The sequence below is a fragment of the Candidatus Neomarinimicrobiota bacterium genome, from assembly GCA_041862535.1.
Classification (GTDB): Bacteria; Fidelibacterota; Marinisomatia; order SCGC-AAA003-L08; family TS1B11.
The window spans coordinates 1-21,394 of sequence record JBGVTM010000261.1; the positions used below are offsets into that span (position 1 = coordinate 1).

At 56.7% G+C, this 21,394-nt stretch carries 22 protein-coding genes; 10 read left to right on the forward strand and 12 right to left on the reverse strand.

Annotated features, from left to right (window positions below; translation table 11 throughout):
- The 6 genes from ACETWG_09595 to ACETWG_09620 form a co-directional block, all read right to left on the reverse strand.
- Positions 1 to 1,575 (reverse strand): hypothetical protein (locus ACETWG_09595; protein ID MFB0516838.1); only part of this gene is annotated, 1,575 nt, incomplete at its 3' end.
- 19 nt (positions 1,576 to 1,594) lie between these two features.
- A complete protein-coding gene (locus ACETWG_09600; protein ID MFB0516839.1) occupies positions 1,595 to 2,467 on the reverse strand; it encodes a hypothetical protein in 873 nt (290 codons plus the stop codon).
- Entirely contained in the window at positions 2,442 to 2,780 is a 339-nt protein-coding gene (locus ACETWG_09605; GenBank protein ID MFB0516840.1) for a septum formation initiator family protein, read from the reverse strand. Before ACETWG_09605 ends, ACETWG_09600 begins: the two co-directional genes overlap by 26 nt.
- A gap of 26 nt (positions 2,781 to 2,806) precedes the next feature.
- Positions 2,807 to 4,117 (reverse strand): phosphopyruvate hydratase, encoded by a 1,311-nt coding sequence (gene eno / locus ACETWG_09610; protein MFB0516841.1) that lies wholly within the window; start codon positions 4,115 to 4,117, stop codon positions 2,807 to 2,809.
- Positions 4,118 to 4,503: 386 nt separating this feature from the next.
- Complete coding sequence (locus ACETWG_09615) at positions 4,504 to 5,598, reverse strand: tetratricopeptide repeat protein (GenBank protein ID MFB0516842.1); 1,095 nt, start codon at positions 5,596 to 5,598, stop codon at positions 4,504 to 4,506.
- Between the two features lie 84 nt (positions 5,599 to 5,682).
- Entirely contained in the window at positions 5,683 to 6,579 is an 897-nt protein-coding gene (locus tag ACETWG_09620; protein MFB0516843.1) for a PfkB family carbohydrate kinase, read from the reverse strand.
- Between the two features lie 135 nt (positions 6,580 to 6,714).
- On the opposite strand from ACETWG_09620, the gene ACETWG_09625 reads away from it, so the two are divergent.
- Positions 6,715 to 7,260 (forward strand): NUDIX domain-containing protein, encoded by a 546-nt coding sequence (locus ACETWG_09625; GenBank protein ID MFB0516844.1) that lies wholly within the window; start codon positions 6,715 to 6,717, stop codon positions 7,258 to 7,260.
- Positions 7,261 to 7,282: 22 nt separating this feature from the next.
- Positions 7,283 to 7,723, forward strand: a complete 441-nt coding sequence (locus ACETWG_09630) for a type II 3-dehydroquinate dehydratase (GenBank protein ID MFB0516845.1) — start codon at positions 7,283 to 7,285, stop codon at positions 7,721 to 7,723.
- Here ACETWG_09630 and ACETWG_09635 read toward each other — a convergent pair.
- The 6 genes from ACETWG_09635 to ACETWG_09660 all read right to left on the reverse strand — a co-directional run bounded on the left by ACETWG_09635 (position 7,713) and on the right by ACETWG_09660 (position 16,000).
- Positions 7,713 to 8,600: a DMT family transporter gene (locus ACETWG_09635; GenBank protein ID MFB0516846.1), complete on the reverse strand. Its 888-nt coding sequence runs from the start codon at positions 8,598 to 8,600 to the stop codon at positions 7,713 to 7,715. The genes ACETWG_09630 and ACETWG_09635 overlap by 11 nt on opposite strands.
- Before the next feature lie 97 nt (positions 8,601 to 8,697).
- The gene (locus tag ACETWG_09640) at positions 8,698 to 10,128 is read right to left on the reverse strand and encodes a sodium:solute symporter (GenBank protein MFB0516847.1); all 1,431 of its coding nucleotides are present in this window, start codon (positions 10,126 to 10,128) and stop codon (positions 8,698 to 8,700) included.
- Between the two features lie 75 nt (positions 10,129 to 10,203).
- Positions 10,204 to 11,469 (reverse strand): hypothetical protein, encoded by a 1,266-nt coding sequence (locus ACETWG_09645; protein MFB0516848.1) that lies wholly within the window; start codon positions 11,467 to 11,469, stop codon positions 10,204 to 10,206.
- Entirely contained in the window at positions 11,466 to 11,951 is a 486-nt protein-coding gene (locus tag ACETWG_09650) for a hypothetical protein (protein ID MFB0516849.1), read from the reverse strand. Before ACETWG_09650 ends, ACETWG_09645 begins: the two co-directional genes overlap by 4 nt.
- The gene (locus ACETWG_09655; GenBank protein MFB0516850.1) at positions 11,948 to 13,123 is read right to left on the reverse strand and encodes a PQQ-binding-like beta-propeller repeat protein; all 1,176 of its coding nucleotides are present in this window, start codon (positions 13,121 to 13,123) and stop codon (positions 11,948 to 11,950) included. Before ACETWG_09655 ends, ACETWG_09650 begins: the two co-directional genes overlap by 4 nt.
- A 6-nt stretch (positions 13,124 to 13,129) precedes the next feature.
- Positions 13,130 to 16,000 carry a BamA/TamA family outer membrane protein gene (locus tag ACETWG_09660; GenBank protein MFB0516851.1) on the reverse strand — a complete coding sequence of 957 codons (2,871 nt, stop codon included), beginning with the start codon at positions 15,998 to 16,000 and terminating at the stop codon, positions 13,130 to 13,132.
- Positions 16,001 to 16,227: 227 nt separating this feature from the next.
- Here ACETWG_09660 and ACETWG_09665 point away from each other — a divergent pair, with 227 nt between their 5' ends.
- The 8 genes from ACETWG_09665 to ACETWG_09700 form a co-directional block, all read left to right on the forward strand.
- A complete protein-coding gene (locus tag ACETWG_09665; protein MFB0516852.1) occupies positions 16,228 to 16,956 on the forward strand; it encodes a TerB family tellurite resistance protein in 729 nt (242 codons plus the stop codon).
- A 73-nt stretch (positions 16,957 to 17,029) separates the two neighbouring features.
- Entirely contained in the window at positions 17,030 to 17,761 is a 732-nt protein-coding gene (locus ACETWG_09670) for a TerB family tellurite resistance protein (GenBank protein MFB0516853.1), read from the forward strand.
- A gap of 104 nt (positions 17,762 to 17,865) precedes the next feature.
- Positions 17,866 to 18,525: a hypothetical protein gene (locus tag ACETWG_09675; GenBank protein ID MFB0516854.1), complete on the forward strand. Its 660-nt coding sequence runs from the start codon at positions 17,866 to 17,868 to the stop codon at positions 18,523 to 18,525.
- Positions 18,526 to 18,609: 84 nt separating this feature from the next.
- A complete protein-coding gene (locus ACETWG_09680; GenBank protein ID MFB0516855.1) occupies positions 18,610 to 18,963 on the forward strand; it encodes a hypothetical protein in 354 nt (117 codons plus the stop codon).
- A 303-nt stretch (positions 18,964 to 19,266) separates the two neighbouring features.
- Positions 19,267 to 19,500 (forward strand): AbrB/MazE/SpoVT family DNA-binding domain-containing protein, encoded by a 234-nt coding sequence (locus tag ACETWG_09685; GenBank protein MFB0516856.1) that lies wholly within the window; start codon positions 19,267 to 19,269, stop codon positions 19,498 to 19,500.
- A 64-nt stretch (positions 19,501 to 19,564) separates the two neighbouring features.
- A complete protein-coding gene (locus tag ACETWG_09690) occupies positions 19,565 to 19,897 on the forward strand; it encodes a hypothetical protein (protein ID MFB0516857.1) in 333 nt (110 codons plus the stop codon).
- Positions 19,898 to 19,930: 33 nt separating this feature from the next.
- Positions 19,931 to 20,518 (forward strand): isoprenylcysteine carboxylmethyltransferase family protein, encoded by a 588-nt coding sequence (locus ACETWG_09695; GenBank protein MFB0516858.1) that lies wholly within the window; start codon positions 19,931 to 19,933, stop codon positions 20,516 to 20,518.
- Positions 20,519 to 20,692: 174 nt separating this feature from the next.
- A partial coding sequence (locus tag ACETWG_09700) for a methylmalonyl-CoA mutase family protein (protein ID MFB0516859.1) occupies positions 20,693 to 21,394 on the forward strand: 702 nt, incomplete at its 3' end.

The following is a 21,394-nucleotide window of genomic DNA, read 5'->3' on the forward strand; positions in this document are numbered from 1 at the left end:
AGCGCCAAGGGTGAAAGTAACATCTGATCGAAAACGGTAACGCAGACTTACCCCGAAAGTTTCGCCCTGACCCGGCTTATAACCGACCTCGGAAGCTTTTAGCGCTGCTATAATGCGGGCGCTGAAATTAGATGACCTTGTGTAATTCAGGCCGAACTTAGCATAGTGCAAGATGGCCACCCGCTGTTGTATGATCTCCAGACCAGCATTATTTAGTGTGCTGGTGCTGGCAACTTCCTCCTGGGTACGATAGTACAGTGAGGCTTCAATAGGCCGCTTCATGATTTTGATGCCCAGTCCCGATTGCCAACCCTCATACGGCCAGGTGTCGGCGGATTGGGATTTGACCTGGCAATAGCTGTCCAGGTAGCCACTGAGCTTCACGTACCTTTGATTCCAGCGCCAGCCGATGAACCATCCCGACTCGTTGCCGCGACTCACCGCCTCCCCCACCAGTCGCCCACGCAAAGGAACCCACTCGGGTGGATATCGGCGCTGTAGCAGGGCTAGCCGCAACTGCTCATTCTTAGGACTCCTGGACCCAATAAAAGTCAAACGGGTCTGACTGGCTCTTCCAGTGGGTTGCCAGGGCTCCTTGTAAGGATATAGCTGAATGGCTTCTTCGTGGCTGGCATGCAACTCTCCCAACGGACTATGGAACGAACGCATCGCTACCAGGGAAAAGTCCTGGCGCTGTGAGCCTGACGTCTCTGCAGTGCTCTGGAGACTATACCAGGAGGCCAGTCCGCCCAATTTCCAGCCCACCAGGGAGGTAGTGCCCGCTAGATAGGTGACATTTTCAGCAGTGGTAGCCCCGAGTCTGGTATGGGTACGATAGTCCACTACCCGTGGTGTACCATCCGGTTCGGCGGTGATATCCACGCGCTGAATACTGGTTCCGGCCACGAATTGGAACCGGCCCCGTTGGGCGTGGATACTGGCCCCCCGCAGCACACCGGTGTTCGTATTGCTGTAACCTGGCCGCAGCTGGATGAGACGAGTGGTGGGCCGAAGCAGGGTTTCACCCCTGGGAGCAGCGAATTCTTCGGCCAGTACAAGGCCCAGCCCCCAGATGAGTCTGTGGGCCCCGAGAGCCAATTGGGTACGCCCTTTTTGAATAGTAACACTCAGATCGGACAAGTCGGCTAATCGATACTCACCGGGGTCGCGCTGCACCGCCCATTGAGCCGACCACTGGCCTCCATTAAGGTTCAAACGGGTGCGAATTCGCTCATCGGTGCCTGCGGTCGCAATACGGGCTGACATTTGGGCCGCAACACCCCGATCCGGAGGAAGATAGAAAAATTGCCGCAGCGATTGAATGCTGGCTCCAGGCAGGTGCGTCCGTCGGGCTACATCTTCCCAGCTGGTAAAAGGTCCCGATTGCCTCGCTGCCAATACTACTCCCGCCAGTGAGTCCTCCAAAAACCAGAAATCTGCCGACACGGTGTTATTCAGGCTGAGCGGATTATCGAGTAGTGACTCCAAGGCGACGAAATCCGCATCGGAAAGCAGCTGCAAATTGAGAATATCGCTGTTCAGATGTTGAGCTGGTTGGGCGTACAGGACCGCCACTAGGAACCAGGAAAGTATCTTATTTAAATGCAACCCCAAAGGCGGTTGATGGCCCGAAAATGGGATGGTAGTTCAGCCTCACCGATAGTAGCAGCCGTCCAATGGGTACATGGGCGCTCCCATAGGGGATACCCGGTTCGGTGCGGTATCCAAGCTGGAGCGTCAATTCCCGCCAGGTGATGAAGGAGACTTCCATCACCTGCCTCAGGGCATAGCCCGGGGTTTTTTCGACCGCCAGGGCCCAGGTGTAATGATCTCCAATACGCGAAGTCACTGCCAGCTGGAACAGTTGTCGGGAAAGGCTTTCATATGCCTGCTTCCGTCCCATGACCTGACCACCGTACCAAACAGCCGCCTCCATATCCTCGGAAAGAGGGGCGCTCAAAGCTGCTCCCATGAGAAGTACGCCCTTAATGGGATCGAAGCGATCGATGGTAACCTTATGATAGGCCAGACTGAAACCCACCCTTAGATAGTGAGGTATCTGTTTGGCCAGAGCAGTGGTAAGGCTGGTCTCACGGTAAAGCTTATCCCCTGAGCTCCATATACCGGTGGCGGCCCGCCAGGTTTTTAACTGCCCCCCTACAGAAATGCTGCTGTAAGCAGCCCAAGGTTGTCCCAGCGGCTGTCCTCGGCCTAAGGTAAGCCAGATTGGATGGTCGGGTAGGGAAGCGGGACTATTCATGACTGGTGGAAAGATGCCGTCCACCTCGCCCGCGATAGTTCGAAACAAGTCGGTGCCCTCAAAAGCACCCGAGAGGATGCTGGTTAAGATCCAGCAAAGGTAAATGATTGTTGGATGAGCAGATGGCTTCCGGTAGAGGCCGGGGCGGGCGTCCAGCTTACCATGGGAAGCCTTGGCAGTTTTATCGTGGGTCTTCTGCTCCTTCATTTCGAATGGGTGGCCGGCTGTTCTGCATTACCCGGAACACCTTCTCGCCCCGCTTGACCATACGATACTTTTCCCGCGCCAGGCGTTCAATGTAAACAAGATCGTTCTGCAGGCTGCTCATCTCTTGGCGCAACTGGGTGGCCCGCTCTTGGAGCAGCGCAATTTCCACCTCCAGGCGTTCCTGCTCAGCACGTAGCTGATATAGGCGGAACAGTCCATGCCGATTCAAAAGGATGTATAGGAAGATCACCATTATCACAATCACGCTTATCCAGCGCTTGGGATGGTGAGCGCGGTCTTTCCGCCTGCGCACTGTTCCTCTGCGGAGAGTGCGGGGGGTCATCCGCTGGATTCTCTACTGCCGAACATGGGAAATACTTCTTTGCCGGCGAAGCGCGCCTCGCCAGCTAAGGTTTCCTCTATGCGGAGCAGCTGGTTGTATTTGGCGATGCGGTCGGTGCGGCTGGCTGAACCGGTCTTAATCTGCCCAACTCCAGTAGCCACGGCCAGATCGGCGATGGAAATGTCTTCGGTCTCTCCAGAGCGGTGGGAAACAATCACGCCGAAGTGCGCTTCCTGGGCCTGGGCAATAGTGCGCAAGGTCTCAGTGACTGTACCAATCTGGTTGAGCTTGATGAGAATGGCGTTGATAGCCTTCAGGTCAATGGCCCGCTGAAGGCGTTGCTGGTTGGTGACGGTGAGATCATCTCCCACTATCTGCACCGAGCTTCCCATTCGGCTCTGAAGCAGCTGCCAGTTGCTCCAGTCGTCTTCAGCCAGACCATCCTCGAGGGATATGATGGGATAGGAATGGGCTAATACTTCGTAAAAGTCAATTAGCTCTTGGGCATCAAGCATCTTGTTTTCAGAGGCCAGATGGTATCGTTGGCTTGCCTTGTCATAGAACGAACTGGCGGCAGCGTCCAACGCCAGGAACAGCTGCTTCCCAGGATGATATCCGGTGCGCTGAATAGCCTCTAAAATTACCTCGATAGCTTCCTCGTTGGATTTAAGATCGGGGGCAAACCCTCCCTCATCGCCCACCGCGGTGGTCAGTCCTTTGCCCTTGAGAACAGTCTTCAACTGATGGAAGGTTTCCACCCCCATCTGCAGGGCCTCGGCAAAGGAGCTGGCACCAATCGGTAATATCATAAACTCCTGTATATCCAAGTTGTTATCAGCGTGCTGACCGCCGTTCAGGATATTCATCATGGGGATAGGCAGGGTGTACTTTTCCCGCTTCCCGGCTAGATAGGCGTAAAGTGGTTGGCCGGAGGAATTGGCGGCTGCGTGGGCCACGGCCAGGGAGACGCCGAGGATGGCATTGGCGCCAAGGCGACCCTTATTGGGGGTTCCATCCACTTTGATCATGGTCTCATCCAGCCCGGCTTGATCTAAAGCCTCGCAATCAATGACTGCTTCAGCCAATTCCCCATTTACATTGGCCACGGCTCGACGGACTCCCCTTCCCAGATAGCGGCTGGGATCGCTATCCCGCAGCTCGACTGCTTCGTGCTTACCGGTGGAGGCCCCAGAAGGGACGATAGCCCTTCCCAAAGAGCCGTCATTCAGGCGGACTTCGACCTCGACAGTGGGATTGCCGCGGGAATCTAGAACCTCGCGGCCGCGAACAGAGGTTATTGCAGGCACATGTCCCCCATTAGTTTATTATGAATTGATAATTTAACTACTTAATCGTGGGTTATGGTTGACCGAATGACATATCATGATCATCCCCGATCAAATGCCCCCTCGACAGAATGCAGCTACCTCAGGAGCCGCCTGTCCATTTCGATAACCCGGCTGGGTCAGATTCTCATTTTTCAGAAAAAACTTGCCGGCCGAAGTGTGATCAGCGGCCAGATCTGAAATTTGAAAGCCTCGACGCTTCCTTCCAGCCTTTCTGGGCCAGGATGCTAGTAAGTGTATTCTAATAACTGCTTGGTGAGCCGCTGGAAGACCCTCGAAGGTTCAGCTGCCACCTGGGCTGTTCAGATCGTTCAAGGCTTGGCACTACCCGATTGAGCTTACCTTACTTATTGGCTCTTTCTGATAATCTCCTCAGCCGATCGCTGCAGCGTGTCAAGTATCTTTTTCGTGCTCTGAATCTCCTTGATGGCCTGGGCCGCAAAAGGATCATCAGGATTAATCGCCAGCGTGTTGTCCATGAAATAGAGGGATTCGGAATAGGCCTTCTGGGCCTGTTTGAAATTCTCCACAGCCACTTCCAGTTTCTCGATAGGGATTTCTTCGATGCTTACGGCTTCCCGATATAGTTCTTGACCTTTTTCCAATGCTTCATTGCCGATGTTAGCATAAACCGCACCTAAGTTATAGTAAACGTCAGGGTCTTTCGGTGCCTGTCGCTGAGCTTCCTCGAGGATCTCGAGAGCTGCTTGAGAATTATCAGTCTCTAAATAAACTGCTGTCAGCCGCTGCATCACGTCGATGTTGTCTGGGAGGGCCTCGTGAGCCCGTTCATAGTAACTGACAGCCTGCTCGTAGTCGCCATCATTCCAGGCACGCTCACCTGCCAGCAGCAATACCACTCCATTTTCGGGATCCTTTTCGAGAGCGTCGTTAAGGGCGGCCTGCTCTCCCTCGACGTCGCCCAATTGCCGGTAACAATAGACCAGATTAGTGAAAACGGCCCCCTCTTCCGGCCAGATGAGGATAGCGGTTTCAAAATGCGTTTTGGCCTGCAAAAATTGCTGCCGCTGTTCCTCATTGGGCGGCTCGCCGCCGGTGGCATTGATCGTGGCATTATACAGGTCAGCCCCCCGCTTGTATTCCATGGACCATTGCACCTGCCGAAGGTTCTGGACCAGCTCCTTAATGGTATATTGGCCCATCCGCTGGGAGGGATTTCGCTGCAGGGCCTCCTCCAGCATCTGGTTCATATCCTCATACCGGCGCTGCTCAGCGTAAACGTCCTTTGCCAGGAGATAGGGAATTTTGGCGTTGTTTTTCTCGCTATCCAGTTCGAGAGCCTTCAAGAAGAACTCCTCCGCTCTTTCCAGATCTTGCTGTTGAATATACATCTTGGCGGAGACGAATTCCTGGCTCTCACAGCTCTGATCGATAATGAGGACCAGACCCGCGAGGATAATGACTACTAATTGCCTTTTCACGGTTCTACCTTTTTGTGTCTTGCATTGTTGGTTTCGTCACTAACGAAGTTAAGTATAAAGCCAGTCTTTTTGGAGTGGAGAGCATTAGTCCATGAGTTCCCGGATTGCCGCCATCCTGAATTCGATGCCTCTGGATGTGGCCCGCAAGAGTCCCTCCAGCCCGAATCCCTCCACCGTAAAGGAAGCCGTCGCTGCTCCCCGGACCACGGCATCCTCCAGATGAGATTCACCGTCCCTGGCGATATAGCTGATGAATCCCCCGGCGAAGCTATCGCCCGCACCAGTAGGGTCCACTACCCTGGTGTGAGGGTAGATGGGGATGTGCTTGCGCTGGCCCTTTGTCGCTAACAGGGCGCCCCGGTGACCCTGCTTGATAACCACTGCTGAGGGCCCCGCATCCAGCAGCCAGTGAGCGCACGCGTCCAGATTGTCTAGTCCGGTCAGCTGCCTCGCCTCCTCATCGTTGATCAGAAAGATGTCGGTTTTCCGGAGGACCAGTTCTAACTCCGCCCGGTGGGTGTCAATCCACAGATTCATGGTATCGCTGATAATATGCCGGGCAGCGGGTGTATCGGCGCAGATGGCTAACTGCAGGCTAGGCTGGATGTTGCCCAGATATACAATCTCCGTCTGGCGGTTCTTTTCGGAAAGGATGGGCTGGAAATCCTCAAATACACCTAGATGGGTATAGAGGGTTTCCCGGCTGGTCATTTGTGGGGAGTACCGCGCTCCCCATCGGAAAGTGCTGCCATCGGCTTGCTGAACATTGCTTACATCAACTCCCAGATCCCGAAACAGCTGCCATCCCTCCTCAGGGTAGTCTGAACCAACCACGCCCACCAGGCGGACAGGAGCAAATAGGGAGGCGGCGGCTGCAAAAAAGGTTGCAGAGCCACCCAATATCTCCCTCCGTTGACCTGAGGGAGTTTCAATCGTGTCCAGGGCGATTGAGCCCACAGCCAGAATGGGCTTTGCAGTCAAAACGCGGCTTTAGCTGAGTTATGATTACTGGAACTTGTGGTCGGAAAATATCTAGTATTCACACTAAATCATTTTAGGGCTATGGTTTATCAAAAAGCAAGTTTGAAAACATAGCAATCAGGTCTAATTTGAAATATGGGGTACCTGGAGTACTGTTCCAATTGCGGGGCGCGGAATGAAACTCATGAGCTGGGGGGCCGCAAGCGGCGCGTTTGCCCTAGCTGCGGAACCGTGCACTACGAAAATCCGCGGCCAGCGGTGACCATTGTGATTGGGCGGAATGGAAGGATTTTATTAGTGAAACGGGCTGTTCCGCCTGCTATGGGTGAATGGTGCCTGCCGGGAGGATTTATGGAAGTTCGGGAGAGTGCTGCCGATGCAGCCCGAAGGGAACTGACCGAAGAGACCGGTCTCACGGCGCGAGACCTCTCCTTCATGGGAATATGTCCCTATCCGGGAGGTATCGCCGGCGACCTGTTGGTGCTGGCCTTCGCAACCGAGGATTTCACCGGCCAGATCACCCCCGGCGATGATGCCCTGGAGGCTCGCTTCTTCACACTGGAACAACTGCCGCCAGTGGCCTTCCGCTGTCATCGGGAGATCATCCGCATGTATCAGGACTCACTGATGAACTCCCCGGCAGACCTGGGGACCTGGGAAGCTGGAGCGAAAAGCCGCTAATACTCCAACTCGCAGCTTATTTATGATGATGCGTATTTTGGTCCTGTATGGCCCTAATCTCAACTTACTGGGCCTGGTATCGGCACACACTGGTACCCGCTTGACCTTGGACAAACTCAACCGGGTCCTGCGCCGCCGGGCTGGAAAGCTGGATGTGGAGTTGAAATTCTTTCAAACCCAGTCCGAATCCGACGCCAGCAAGATTATCCAGCGGCAGCGCAATAATGTGGAGGGCCTCCTGCTGATTCCGGGGCGCTGGGCTCAAACGGGCCACCTTCTGAGGGAAACCGTAGAGATCACCCGCTTGCCCCTGGCCGTCTTCCACCTGGAGCCGGAGCCGGGACCCTGGCATAGCGCCAAGGAGTCCCTCTTTCTGGATGTGGCTGTTCATGAAGCGAAAGGTGCGACTCCTGAGGAAGTGACAGCTTTCCTGGAGCGCTTCGTCGCTCATCTTAGGCCCTAGCTGCCTGAGGATTCTGATTCCCTAGTTCTGACCAGATGATTACCGCTACGATGAGTGCGCTCCCTATCCAGGCGATAAGACTGAGGAATTCCCCGGCGATGGTCACGGCGAAGAGAGCTCCAAAGACCGGTTCGCTGGTGAGAATCAGGGCGGTCCGGGTAGGGGTAGTCCGCCGCTGAGCCCAGGTCATCCCTAAAAACGCCCCCGCCGTCCCCAGCACACCGGTAATCCCGAGCCCCAGCCAGAGCGTCCCGCTGGGCGTCACCTCCCAGCCGGCCACTGCTAGGGTTGCCAGTGCCGATAGGAGCGTCACCGTGATGAGCTGCACCCAGAAATAGCGCAGAGTATGAATGGTGGGGGCGTAAATGCCCAGGAGGATAATCTGCACGGCGAAGGCAACCGCACAGGCCAGGGTGAGGAGGTCGCCCCGGTTGATACCGGCACCGCTCTGGGGATTGGTGAGAAGGTACAGTCCCACCGTGGCCAGCCCTGCCGCGATCCACCGCTTAGCCCGGATTCGCTGGTGAATCAGGCCCCACAGCAGAAAGGGGACCAGCACCACGTTCAGCCCGGTAATGAAGGCTGATTTACTGGCAGTGGTGTAGACCAGTCCCCAGGTTTGAAACGTGAATCCGAGAAAAATCGATCCCCCGGTGAGAATGCCCCCTGTCAATTCGCGGCGGCTGAGGGCCTTGATGTGCGGTGATACCACGGCGGTCATGATGATCAGGGCCAGTGTGAATCGCATGGTCATGAACATGAAAGGGGTGGTGTAGCTGAGCGAAGCCTTGACCAGGGCGAAGGTGGTTCCCCAGATTAAAGCTGCCAGGAAAAGGACGAAGTCGGCGAGGAGGTCTTTCGTGCGGGAGGTATCCAAGGGATTTAAAATTACATCTGAGTACCCCGCTTTATATCAAGTAATGACTCTTTCCACCAACAGTTAACGCATTAGCCAACCTTTGGCCCGAGGACCTTTATTTTATCAGGTGCCCCAGTCCATACCCTGCTGCCGCCGCCAGGATGCCCCAGATGATAAAGCCCAGCCCGGACGCGGCCAGCCAGTCAGGCTCCCAGCCTGCCAGGGGACCGTGCGCCTCCAGGAAATAGGTCAGGATGATACCCACCAGCCCTGACATTGATGACCACCGCACACCCTTGGGGTTTACCCGGCGCAGGAAGACCGCTGCCACCGGGAAGGCCACCGCCGTTGTCAGAACACCAGATGATAGATAGAATATGTCCCACAGCGATTCGGTATTGAGGGCAAAAATGTACGCCGCCGTCACCGCCCCTGCTGTAGCCAGCCGGGACCACCGCCAACCGCCGCGCCGTCGGTGAACCTCCAGCATATCGTAGGCCACACTCAGGGCCATGACGTTGGCACAGGTGTCTACGGTGCTCATGGCAGCTGCCACCAGTCCTACTGAAACCAGCACTGCCAGCCAGCCGGGAGCGAAGTTGGCAACCAGGGCCACGAAAATAGCATCCCCTTCATAACCCACCGCTGCTGGGTAGTGCCCATTCTCCAGGGGAAAAAGTGCCAGTGCCGTCACACCGATGAACAGGGGCAGAAGGCCTACAAACAGGAAGGCGTTCACTCCGGCCAGGGCTACTCCTCGCCGAGCATTACGGTCGTCCCGGGCGGCCTGTACCCGGATCCACAGGTCAGTCTCGAACAGCCATCCCGGCAGGTAGGCGGCAAAGGTTACGATGATGGTAACCACGCTCGGTGATAGCAGGTGAGCCCAGCCCAGATCGGACTTGGTGCCGGTAGTGCTCGGGGCTGGCCACCCGCCTTCAATGAGCCCCAGACCCCTGGTGGCCAGCCAACCCATGGCCAGGATATACAGGGCCACGATGGCGTACTGGAGCTTGTCGGTGGCCACTACCGCCCGGAAGCCCCCCATAGTGGCGTAGATCCCCACTACCAGGCTGATGATGAGAATCATTAGCTTAGCCGAGATACCCATCCCTGGCGCCAGAAGGGTGGCGGCGACGTAAATCTCCGCACCGCCCCATACGAGGAAAACGAAGGCCAGGGCCAGGGCGACGGTCCGGCGGGCCTGGGGTCCAAACCGCTGTCCTACCATCTCCGGCTGACTGAAGGCGGACAAGTGATGGTACCGCCGGGCCAGGATATAGATACCAACCAGGGCAAGCAACCACGGAATGGTAATCAGCCAGAGTGCTCCCAGCCCGTACCAATAGAAAAGCTGCACAGCGTAAACGCAGGACCAGGACACCGACATGAAACCGGCGGATATGGACAGTCCTACCGAAATGCCGTCCAGCTGACGGCCGGCAGTCCAGAAATCGGTGCTGGTGATGCTGCGCCGCTGTGACCGCAAGCCCAGACCTATGGCCACAACGACATAGAGAAGGAATGCGATCCAGGTAGCGGTCATAAAGAGTATAATTTAGGCATAGCCGGCTGCTGCGATTGTTAAGAGAAATGCTGGTCTGGATATGATTAGGCTGAGTTACTCCAGGGTCAGTTCTAATGAAGTATCGAATCCCTTCCTCCAGCCTATCAGGTTGGCCTCCGGATCAAAGCGCAGGATGCGGCCCGTCGATGCCTGGTATACCAGAAATCCGACGCGACCTTCACCAGGGAGGACCTGGATGTTTACTAGGAATGGAAAGGCATCGCCGAGAATGATCTCCTGCTGTGGGTCCGGTGATCCATAGAGGCGGCCGGTCTGCCAGCTGTCAGCTTGGTGGCTGCGCCCAACGTAGTAGCAGTCCCCAGTAGACGGATTGAGGCTGATATCCCATATCTGCAGCTGGGCGAGGTACGTGTGTCGGTTCCCGGTGGGCTCAATCCGTACCACCCCGGAGTCGGTGGCAACCCAGCAGCCACCTTCCCGGGGTTCGGCCACAATCTGTCGGGGGTATGCCAGGCGGGCCATGAACTCCCACCTGCCGCCCGACGTGAGCGGGCCCCAACGGTAAATGACGCCCCGGTCAGTCGATGTGGGATTGCTGAACCAGAGATAGTCCCTGGCCGCGTCAACGGCCAAGCTGCCATTGATACTCACCGGACTGGGCACCTCCAGTGTGCTCAAGATGGTTCCATGCGTATTAAGGTAATGGATCACATCTGGCAGTCTTTGCAGAACGTAGATAGTTCCCTCGGGAGTGTTTGGGGCCATCTCAACTGGTGGTCCGGTGAGATCCACCCTTTGTATTCCGGAGAAATCGACATTCAGGTGGTAAAGTGCTCTGTCGTAGTAGTCGGCAACCCATACTCTGTTCTCCGCTGGCTGGAAAGCCACCGCTTCGGGTGAGGTGAAATATTCATAATCCAGCACATGGTTTCCGTCATAGCTGATCCGCCAGACACTGGATCCGTAGAAGTCGGCAATCCAGAAGTTGACTGGACCAGGTATCACGGTATCGGGTGGCGTGCGGCGGCTCTCTCCTGCTGTGGTCACGGCCTGCAGCGCATAAGCGTAGCTGATGTCGTAGGTCAGTTTCAGATCCCTGAAGCTGGTAGTATTGGATGCGACCACGCTATAGAGCGTAAGTGAGTCCTTGCCGACACACCGATAGATATAATATTTATCCAGATTGCTCACCTCCAGTGGGTCCCAGGAAAGTCTGGCGGTATCGCGGTTAGCCACGGCCCGGAAACCGGTGGGCGCTCCGTGGGTAACGGGATTATCGGGATCCAGGGGGTTGGTTCGCTCCCGGTTGGAGCAAGCCACTACCAATAAAACGGCCAGTGATAGGAGCGCGAACTTCATGGGCTGAGGATATATGAGAAGGCCACCAGTATGAGGCCCGTTTCGGCACCCAGATAGCACCACCCCGCCATGCGATCCAGGCGGGCAGTCTGTTGGTAAAGGTGGTCCAACTCGGTGGGATCGCCTGAAATGCTATAAGTGTGGTAGGTGGCTTCGGCTTGTTGGTGGTAGTAGTATGCGAGCGCGCTGAAAACGGCTACCATACCCAGCCCAAGTAAACGCTGGCCTCTCAGCAGTGGATCGACGGCCGGTTTCAAATCCGGCAGGTTGAGAACTAGGCTGTCGGGGCCGGTTCCGAAATTGAAGGTATCCGGCTGTGTCCATAGGGGAAAGGTCGCTAGAGCGGCAGGTGTGGAAATGGCACGAACACTATCAGGCGGATCTTCAAAGGCCGGGCTATCGCCAGGCGCTGCACTTGAGTTCTGTCCTGCCAGAGGTGCAGAGGTGGTAAGTAGCAACAACAGACCCAAAAAGGGAATCATTTTGGCATGTGGGTAGTGGAATCAACTGCCCGCAGGTAAGAGAGCTCATTCCTCCGGTCAGCAATGACGATCCCGTTGGTGGTCAAGCTTATAATCTCGATGGGCCTTTCCATGTCATACCGCCAGAGCTCTTTCCCGGTAGCCAGGTCCAGGGCCAGGATCTGGCCGCGGGCAAAGGGTACCAGAACCACCCCGGATTCCTGATCGGCGGCGGTCAGCAGCGGGCACTTGATCAACCCTTCCCCTTGGAATCGCCAGACCTGGGAGCCGTCGCTTCCCTGGAAGGCGAAGACCTCTCCGGCTGCAGTGGCCACAACTACCAGCGTGCTGGTTACCAGTGGCTGGCTATAAATGGGGGCCTTCAACTGAACCTGAAAGATCGTTTCACCACTGGTAGGATCAATACCAAATAGGCGCCCATAGGTGTCCGCAATAATCAGCCGACCGGCCCCCGTGGCCACCACCGCGCTGGGGCTTACAGGGAGCTTCTGATGCCACACGGGAGGATAGTCTTCTTCTGGCAGATTGGCCTGATCTCGTGGTGGATGCAATACGAAGGCATAAAGCGTCCCGCTATCGTTAAGCACCAGTGCCAGGCTATCTGAAATCTGGACACCCTGATAGATACGGCCGGGAATCCGCCGCCGCCAGATAGGGCGGCCTTGAGTGGTGTCGTAGGCCGCGACTTCACCCGTAACGCTAGCCGTCAGCAGTAGCCCTTTGGCCAGTGCCAGGGGCCCAGTGATGTCATTGGCTTTGCGTTTCCAGTGTAGCTTTCCCTGGATCAGGTCATACGCCCGCAGTTCCTTCTCCCAGGCTGAGGCGATATATAGATAAGGCCCCTCAGCGTAAACCAGCTGGGCCGTAATGGCTTTGCGAAAGGGTTGCCGGATAGGACCGTCCCGTTTGCCGCTTGTTAAGTTGAAGCGATATAGTTCGCCGCGATGGGTGGTCACCAGGAGCACATGGGAGCTCAGGGGCAGCAGCGCAGTTGGCGGAGTAGGCAGCTTACTCTGCCAGGCTAGTTCCGGCGTGCTGAATAGACGCGCTGATCGGTATGGTTCCGCCAGCTCCTCGGGCGAAACCCTGGGGCCCCGGCTGCAGCCTACCAGCAAGTATACCAGCAGCAAGGCGGCATATCGGGTAGGACGGTGAAGAAGGTAGGTCACCATTGGCTGTCAATAGTCCCAGCCGAAGAAAAATTGGGCGAACAAGGGACTGTCCTTGGAGCGGAAATTGGTCCGCCGACCAATGTCCAACCGTAGGACCAACCCGCCCATGAATAAGCCTCGCAAGCCAATGCCGTAACTCCCGATGATTCCCCAACGATCGTCGTGCCAGGTTTCCTCCCAGGCCTTACCCACATCGAAAAACAGGGCGCCCCGGATAGGTGCTACGCCAATGGCAAATTTGTCCGCATCAAGTACCAGGCTCCGGGCGAAAGGAAAACGCAGCTCCTGGTTGAGCATGATGGACTTCTGGCCATAGACTTCCGTGATGCGATAGCCTCGCATTCCCCAACTACCTCCGATGTAGAACCGGCGGATATCGGTTCCCGTGTTGTACCACAGCATGGTCCGTTGAGCGAAGGTCAGGTGGCGGGCAAAGCGCAGGTAGGTCCGGTTATCGAACAGGGCCGTATAATTGTGGATCTGAGAGTTGGCGAGGTTGAAAGTCAGCCCGGCGGTTATCCGCAGGCGCCAACCGTCGATCGGTCCGACCGGATGCCAGAGTGAATTATCGTGAACGAATGACAGGTAGTTGGATAAGAGCAAATTGTCCACTTCCTCCCTGTAGCCGTAGAAATACTTCTGTGAGCGCCACAGACTGCCGCTCAGCTCCACCCGTCGGAAAACATTAAGCGGATAGTTCATAGCCGCTCTCAGACCCAGGGTCTTCTCAAAAAAGAAGCCCTGATAAGGGTCGTAGTATTCGTTTGCGAACCGGAAGACGCCCCAGGCATGATTTACGCGCTTGGTCAGATTAGCGGTGGTGACGGCGAAATTAAAGTGGCTCAATAGCTCCGATCTGGCCTGGGCAGTATTGGCTACCAGGAAGTGGTAATACCGGTTGCCCAGTAGGTCGGAGACTCCCAGCTGGGCGCCGCCCAGGAAACCGAAGATAGGGTCGTAGGCCACAGCTGTTTGCGCGATATCCAGACTGTATTTGAGCCGGTAAGGGCGGGTCTCGGTAGCAGTTTCTCCCTCGTAATGTGGCAGCTTCCAGCTGCTTATGCTGGCCAGGAGGTTTTCGCGTTCAATCGGCTGCTGCGGTTGGCTTGAGTCTGCCTGTGCCAGATGAAGCTGGAAGTTGTAACCCTGAAAGGTGGTGATCAGCAGGCTGTCTCCTGGCAGGGGCAGGATGTCCACCGCCCCGGTGTGTAGGTTAGTAACCGGTGTTAGAGCGCCAGCCGGATCGTCAGATAGGGTGTCTACCGGCAGGTTCAGGAGCCAGACGTTGGGAGTACCGGTGCGGTCGGTGACGAAATGGATTGATCCCGGGCTACTGGGAGCCCAGCGGGGCCTTTGATCTTTATAAGGACCGGCAGTGAGCATGCGGAGCTGGTGAGTAGCGAGGTCGAGAAGTAAAATGTTGCTGCCGCCATCCAATTGAGATCGGCTGCGGTCGGAGCTGAAGACAACGGCACCGCCGTCGGGATTGAAACATGGCTCCCGGTCCAGGTAGACGTCGTTGGTAAGGCGTAATACCTTTGGTGGATTAGTGCTCCAGACATAAAGGTCTGTCCATCCCCTTGGGTCCTGGGCAGAGAAGAGAATCTTGCTGCCGTCGGGTGACCAGGCGGGATCGCGAATGGTGGTCAGCGATGGGTGCGAGAATTCACCTACTTGTTCCAGGGACTCCAGATCCACCAGTCGGATCGCATCCCGGCTATAGGATTTCGTCACAAAGGCCAGAATACCATCTTTTGACACGCTCAGGCCGCTCTGGAGAAAGTGCAGGGACTCCAGCTCCGGGCTCCGTTCACCGCGTAGTACGAGCTGCTCCCGGGAGCTTCCCAGCGCCTGGCGGTAGATATTGGTATACCCATCCCTGGTAGAAAGGTAGATGATGTGTTCCTTTCCCTCGGTGTCTTGGTAGACGGCCGGAGCCACGTTGGCTCCCAGCCGGGTCAACGAGCGCGCGTTCTGGCCGGGCACCGACTGCCGGGCGAGGGCGGTGGCGGCGCTGCGCTTGAGGGATAATCGCCACTCTTGAGTGATGTCCCGATAGGGTACACCACTAACGACGGCAAGGGCATCCTCGAAGGTTTCGTGCTGGTAAAATTCCTCCATAACCTGCCGAATGCGGTCTTGGCCGTAGTTCTCTTCCAGATACCGGATAAAAGACTGCCCCTCTTTGTAGACTAAAAAGCCTGACATGGCCAAGGACATGCTCTCCAATGGCAAAAGATAGTCCTCCAGCAAGGCGTCACGGATCACCATTTCCGCTTCCGAGTCCCAGCCGGTAGACCACCACTCTGCCAGCCCCTCGGTGAACCATAACGGCGGCTGCCGCTGGTCCCATACGCCCGCTTGCCTTGCCCGGGCGTTAAGCTTAGCATGCATGAATGCGTGTACCAACTCGTGGCGTATGACGCGCCTGAAATCGTACAACGAGCCATTGTTGGGCAGTACTACCCGCCCTTTCACGAACTCGAAGAATCCACCAATCCCTTCCGGAAGCAGGTAAGGGGTAATATTGGTCTGCTGAAAATGGAGCTGATTGCTGTAGAGCACCAGGGGCACCCGACGGTTGAGGGTGTGGTTGAATTTCTGTTCCAGTTCGTCGAAGGCTTCTTCGGCCCAGAAAGCCGCCGCCCGGGCAAGGGTCTCCTCAGCCGGATAATAGAATATCTGGAAGTGAGGGGTGGTGAGTACCTGCCAGTCAAACTGCTCGTACTGGATCTTGTTACGGCCAAAGTAGAACTGGCCGTGGAGGGCACTGAGCAGAATAAGTAGCACCCCCAGGTGACCGAGATAATACCTCTGGGTTACGCGGTTGGCTGTCCTCGGGCGATAGTGAACGTTCATCCCACCAGATATACTCACTTTATTGTCCAAAAGATAGACACTTGTGGCCGCGAAATCCACACTTGGCAGTGAGGCGGACGAGATATAGGCCAAATTATTGAAAAAGCTGTGAGGGATTCCAGATGACAAATGCGGGGAAGACACATGATTGCTTGTAGCCATTCCCCTAAGGAGATAAGTTTCATATTGGTCGGGTGTTTGAGGTGAGGGGTGAACTCGGTGTGGATCGTAAGAGGTAATAGCTAATGGCTGAATGGCAAAAATGGCTCTGGGATGGTCTCGGTTGGTCGATGTTTGGGCCACTGGGGGGTATCTTGGCCCGGGCAATGGGTAATGACACCGAGCAAGGTGGAGCTCAGGAACTCGATGAAGAAGCCTTCTATCCCCAGACCCGGGCCGGTGATTTCGGACTGTCACTCATGGTGTTACTGCCCCCTGTTGTTCGCGCTGACCAGCAGGTCAGCCAGCCCGAACTGGACTTCGTTCATTATTTCTTCGTCACCACTTTCGGCACCGAACAGGCCCAGGATCTGATGGGGCTGCTTCAGAACATCTTTGAGCAGGACTATTCCCTTCGAGAGGTGTGTCACCAGATTCATACGCTGATGGACTACCCTTCCTGCCTGGAGATAGTTCATCTCCTCTTCGGATTGGCCCAGGCTGACGGTCACATAGACCTGGAAGAAGTACGGGTGATTCGTGAGATCAGCGGGTACATCGGGATTTCCCAACGGGATTTTGAGTCCATTCAGGCTATGTTCCTTGAGGGCACTGATGCGCTCTACCAAATCTTGCAGGTTGACCGCGCTGCAAGCCGGAAGGCAGTGGAACAGGCCTACCAGAGAATGTGTGACACTCACCACCCGGATAGAGTGGGCCACCTGGGCCCGGAGTTCCAGCAGCTGGCCGAGGAGAAATTCAGGGCTGTCACCGAGGCCTACCAGCGCATTAAGGAGGATAAGGATTGGACATAGCCCTTTAGTGGCGGAGATACCAGGAGAGCCAGGGGGTGAGGAATAAACCTATGGTTAAACCTGAATTGATCTGATGTCTGGTTGGGAGAAATGGCTCTGGGGCGGTTTAGGCTGGGCTATGCTGGGCCCCATTGGCGGGATTCTGGGCTTCGCCCTGGGTTCTATGCGTGACCAAACCCAGGCGGGGCTCGCCGGTTACGAAGAGGAGGCCTATCCTCGCACCCGCCCCGGCGACTTCGGCGTGTCCCTGCTGGTCCTGTTTGCAGCCGTCATGCGCGCTGACAAGCAGCTGCGAAAATCAGAGCTGAACTTCGTGAAGGATTTTTTCGTCCGGAAGTTCGGCCCGGCCTATGCCCAGGAGCGCATGATCCTGTTCAAGGATATCCTCGAGCAGGACTACCCCCTGGGGGCGGTGTGCCGCCAGGTCCGCCGCCACATGGATCACCCCTCCCGACTGGAGCTCATCCACCTCCTCTTCGGATTGGCCCAGGCCGATGGTCGTATCGAACCGGTAGAGATCGATGTTATCAGGCGCATCAGCGGCTATCTGGGCATCTCGCCGGCCGACTTCGAGTCCATCAAGGCCATGTTCGTCCGGGATACCACCAGCGCCTATCGCGTCCTGGAAATCGAGCCTGGTGCTGATGTTGAGACAGTGAAGAAAGCCTACCGCCGTATGGCCAATAAGTACCACCCGGACAAGGTGAATCACCTCGGGGAGGATTTCCTGAAAGTGGCCGAGGAGAAGTTCAAAGCCATCAATGGGGCTTACCAGCAGATCAAACAAGAGCGCGGCTTTCAATAGTGTCCGGACTCAAGAGCATTCAATATTGCGCGTCATATTTATGGTTCGACCTTGAAACCCGCGATGTGACGCGCAAACCATCTTTTAGGAAGGATTACTAGTATATGAAAGACCGCCTTCCGCGCATCAGTGTTAGAATCGACACCACGCCGGTTGAATTCCTCCGCCGGATAGAAACCCTCGCCCGGCAGATCGGGGAGTACATCGTTGAGACCGAGCGTGACATGGTTGACGCCAGCCAGGTCACCGCGCTCAAACTCAAACCCATTCTGGTGAGCCAGCACCGCGAGCTGGTGGGCTGGATTATCCCCGCTCCCGGGAAGGCCGACCGGGTGGCCCTGGAAGTCCACGCTGCCCGCTGGAATCCCGAGCCGCCCACCTACAAAGTGTATGTCGCCACCGCCCGCGACATCTTCAAGCCGCTGCTGCACCAGTACAACCGGAAGTATCGCACTAACCGCAAGCTGCAGATTCAGTCCCAGGCCGCCACCGAACCCAGCCTTCCCCTGGTGGCCCTGCAAGTGTTCAACCGGTTCGCGGATCGCGCCAATAAGAGTGCCCTGAGTAACCGCGACTGGCAGCGCTTCTACCACTTCATCTGGCACTGCACCGCCCACAATGTCCACATCGCCCGCGACGACGTGCACCGCCTGCTGGTGCACGCGGGTTTCTCGGTGGAACACGCCGCCGACCTGGCCGACATCTTCGAACACGGACGGGCGTTGCTGGTGCACCGGCGGGGAGATGAAAGAAAGAGGGCTTAATCGTATTAGTATGGAGCTTTTACTAGAGAATAAGCTTCAGCTGAATCGTAAGCGGGCTTAAACTCGTTCAAGGAAAGTGTTCCCATGCCCTTACCCCGCTATAAAGACATAGTAGACCTCATCCAGCAGGGCAAGGCTGCCGAGGCCCAGGAGCAGATTCTGGCCCTGCGGGAGGCGGCCCTGGAGCTGCAGGAGGAGAACGTGGCGCTCAAGGAGAAGGTGCGTAAGCTGGAGGAGGAGCTGCACGTCAAGGGCCGGCTGGTCTTCGAGAAGGGCGTCTACTACCTGGTGGAGGAGGATACGAAGGAAGGCCCCTACTGCCAGCGGTGCTACGACAAGGATACCATCCTGGTGCGGCTGCAGGATGACGGCGATCACTGGTTCTGCTACGGCTGCAGCCACGGCTACCCTAAGCACCCCTACACGCGGCCCGTCTGACAGGTTTCCCCGCTACAGTCACTATATCCGAACAGTACCCTTCTGAGCGCAGCGAGTAATTTCTACCTACTCGGATTTTGAGATCCTTCGTCCATCGATAGACGGATTCAGGATGACCGGAAAGGGTATGTTATTCCGAATATGGCGAATAACCCGGCCGTCTTCGTTAACCGGTTGGATTATTTATCGGTTTTCAGGTGGTACATTTTTTCTCTTGCAATTTTTATTAATATCTTGTATTATAAAAATAAATAAGATTATTCATTAAAGCGTAAGCAAATCGCTGAAACCTGGAACTGTAAAATGAAAACCAAGGTCACCTCCCGGGGACAGACCTCCATTCCGGCCAAAATCCGGCGGGAATTCAACATCACCGATAAAACGGTGCTGGACTGGGAAATTGAGGAGGGGCGGATCGTAGTGTACCCGATACCGGAAGATCCCTTCCGGCAGCTGCGGGGCATCGCCCGGCACATCGGCCCCTCGGTGGCCGACCTGCTAGAACAGCGCCGCCAGGACCGGGAGCGGGAAAATTAAGACCTACGTCCTGGACACCTCCGCCATTATCACTTTCCTCAACGCCGAGCCGGGGATTGAGATACTGGATGACCTCTTCCGCAATCCCGACAACCATTTTACACTGTCATTTCTGACCCTGTACGAGCTCTACACCGCTACCTTCCGCAACCATTCCAAGCAGGCCGCCGATTTCCTGCTCAGGGCTACCCTTCAGCTAGGCTTCGAGGTCCGTTATGACAACACCCTGGATGAGGTCATCTCCGCTGGGGTTATCAGCGGTGCCTTCCCGATTTCACCCATGGGGGCCTGGATCGCTTCCCTGGCGTTCCGCCGGCAGGCCACCCTCGTACACAAGGACCCGGCCTTCGAGGCGCTGGCGGATCACATCGAGCTCCTTTCCCTCTCAAGTGCATGACCTGGGAGGCTGGCAGCTAAGCTGAGAGGCATCGTGGTAGCCTGGATCAACGCCCTGGTACTGGTCATAGCCACCAAGCTTTTCCTCTATTTCTACGTGCGGAGCGTGGGTCCCGCGGCGCTGGAGCGGCGGGTCGGCGAGCGGGCCTGGAGGCGGTGTATGTGGTACCGGGTCATCGCCGGGGGCTTCGAGTTTGTGATCATGGTGAACTACGTCCTTTATGTCTTCTACCCGCTGCCTATCGGTCTGCCGGAGCGTTTTCCCTGGCCGTGGTGGGGTTCCGTTATTATCGCCGCGGCGGTTGGTATTCCGGCGGGCTGGCTCATGTACCGGGGACTTAGCGATGCCGGCGAGGAAAGCCTGGCCCCCAAACGGGCCCATCCCATGTTCGGTGGTATTTACCAGCGGATGCGCCATCCCCAGGCCACCGGAGAAATGCCCCTGTTCTGGGCCCTCGCCTTTGCCCTGCACTCGCCCTTTCTGGTGCTCTGGTCCTTTGTCTACCTTCCCGTATTCATCGTCATGTGCCGGGCGGAGGAGCGGGACCTGCTCCTGCGCTATGGCCAGGCCTATGAGGATTATCGTCACCGGGTGGGGGTGTTCTTTCCCAGGCAGCGCTGAGGACTTAGATTTGCAGCGTAGAGGGCGCAGAGATTTATTTCTATACTTCCTGGTGCCCTTGGTGTCCCTTCGGCTGATCCCTCGACTCAGCTCGGGGCAAGGTTCAGGGCAGGCCCTTCGACCCGACAATTAGCAGCTCAGGACAGGCTTGGCGGTTTGTAACTTTTCCCCCGTATGACATCAAGCAGTGATAAATCCTTTCACGGTCCCCCGGATGGCGAGCAACCGGGTGAGTACCCCTTCACCCACGGCATTTATCCCCAGATGTTCCAGCAGCGCCTGTGGACCATACGCCAGTACGCCGGCTTCGGGTCCGCTGAAGAAAGCAACCGCCGCTATCGTTACCTGCTAAAGCAGGGCGTCACCGGTCTGTCGGTGGCTTTCGACCTGCCTACCCAGATCGGCTACGATTCGGATCACCCCCTGGCCGAGGGTGAGGTTGGCCGCGTAGGGGTCGCCGTATCTTCCCTGGCCGATATGGAGGTGCTCTTCCAGGGCATCCCGCTTGATCAGGTCTCCACCTCCATGACCATCAACGCCACGGCGGCCATTCTGCTGGCGCTCTACGTGGCGGTGGCCGGGAAGCAGGGCGTGCAGCCAGCCCAGCTGCGGGGGACGGTGCAGAACGATATCCTCAAGGAGTACATCGCCCGGGGTACGTACATTTATCCCCCCGGCCCCTCCATGCGCCTGGTGACGGACCTGTTTGCGTGGTGCGGCCGGGAAATGCCCCTCTTCAACACCATTTCCATCAGCGGCTACCATATGCGGGAGGCGGGCTCTACGGCCGCCCAGGAGCTGGCTTTCACCTTCGCTAACGGCATCGCCTACGTGCAGGTGGCGGTGGAATCCGGGCTGGACGTGAACCGGTTCGGC

Coding starts and splice junctions, on each gene's coding strand:
- ACETWG_09630 (MFB0516845.1), top strand. CDS start 7,283: ATGATGATGCGTATTTTGGTCCTGTATGGCCCTAATCTCAACTTACTG.
- ACETWG_09665 (MFB0516852.1), top strand. CDS start 16,228: ATGGCTGAATGGCAAAAATGGCTCTGGGATGGTCTCGGTTGGTCGATG.
- ACETWG_09650 (MFB0516849.1), bottom strand. CDS start 11,951: ATGATTCCCTTTTTGGGTCTGTTGTTGCTACTTACCACCTCTGCACCT.
- ACETWG_09685 (MFB0516856.1), top strand. CDS start 19,267: ATGAAAACCAAGGTCACCTCCCGGGGACAGACCTCCATTCCGGCCAAA.
- ACETWG_09600 (MFB0516839.1), bottom strand. CDS start 2,467: ATGAAGGAGCAGAAGACCCACGATAAAACTGCCAAGGCTTCCCATGGT.
- ACETWG_09680 (MFB0516855.1), top strand. CDS start 18,610: ATGCCCTTACCCCGCTATAAAGACATAGTAGACCTCATCCAGCAGGGC.
- ACETWG_09675 (MFB0516854.1), top strand. CDS start 17,866: ATGAAAGACCGCCTTCCGCGCATCAGTGTTAGAATCGACACCACGCCG.
- ACETWG_09655 (MFB0516850.1), bottom strand. CDS start 13,123: ATGGTGACCTACCTTCTTCACCGTCCTACCCGATATGCCGCCTTGCTG.
- ACETWG_09640 (MFB0516847.1), bottom strand. CDS start 10,128: ATGACCGCTACCTGGATCGCATTCCTTCTCTATGTCGTTGTGGCCATA.
- ACETWG_09625 (MFB0516844.1), top strand. CDS start 6,715: ATGGGGTACCTGGAGTACTGTTCCAATTGCGGGGCGCGGAATGAAACT.
- ACETWG_09670 (MFB0516853.1), top strand. CDS start 17,030: ATGTCTGGTTGGGAGAAATGGCTCTGGGGCGGTTTAGGCTGGGCTATG.
- ACETWG_09645 (MFB0516848.1), bottom strand. CDS start 11,469: ATGAAGTTCGCGCTCCTATCACTGGCCGTTTTATTGGTAGTGGCTTGC.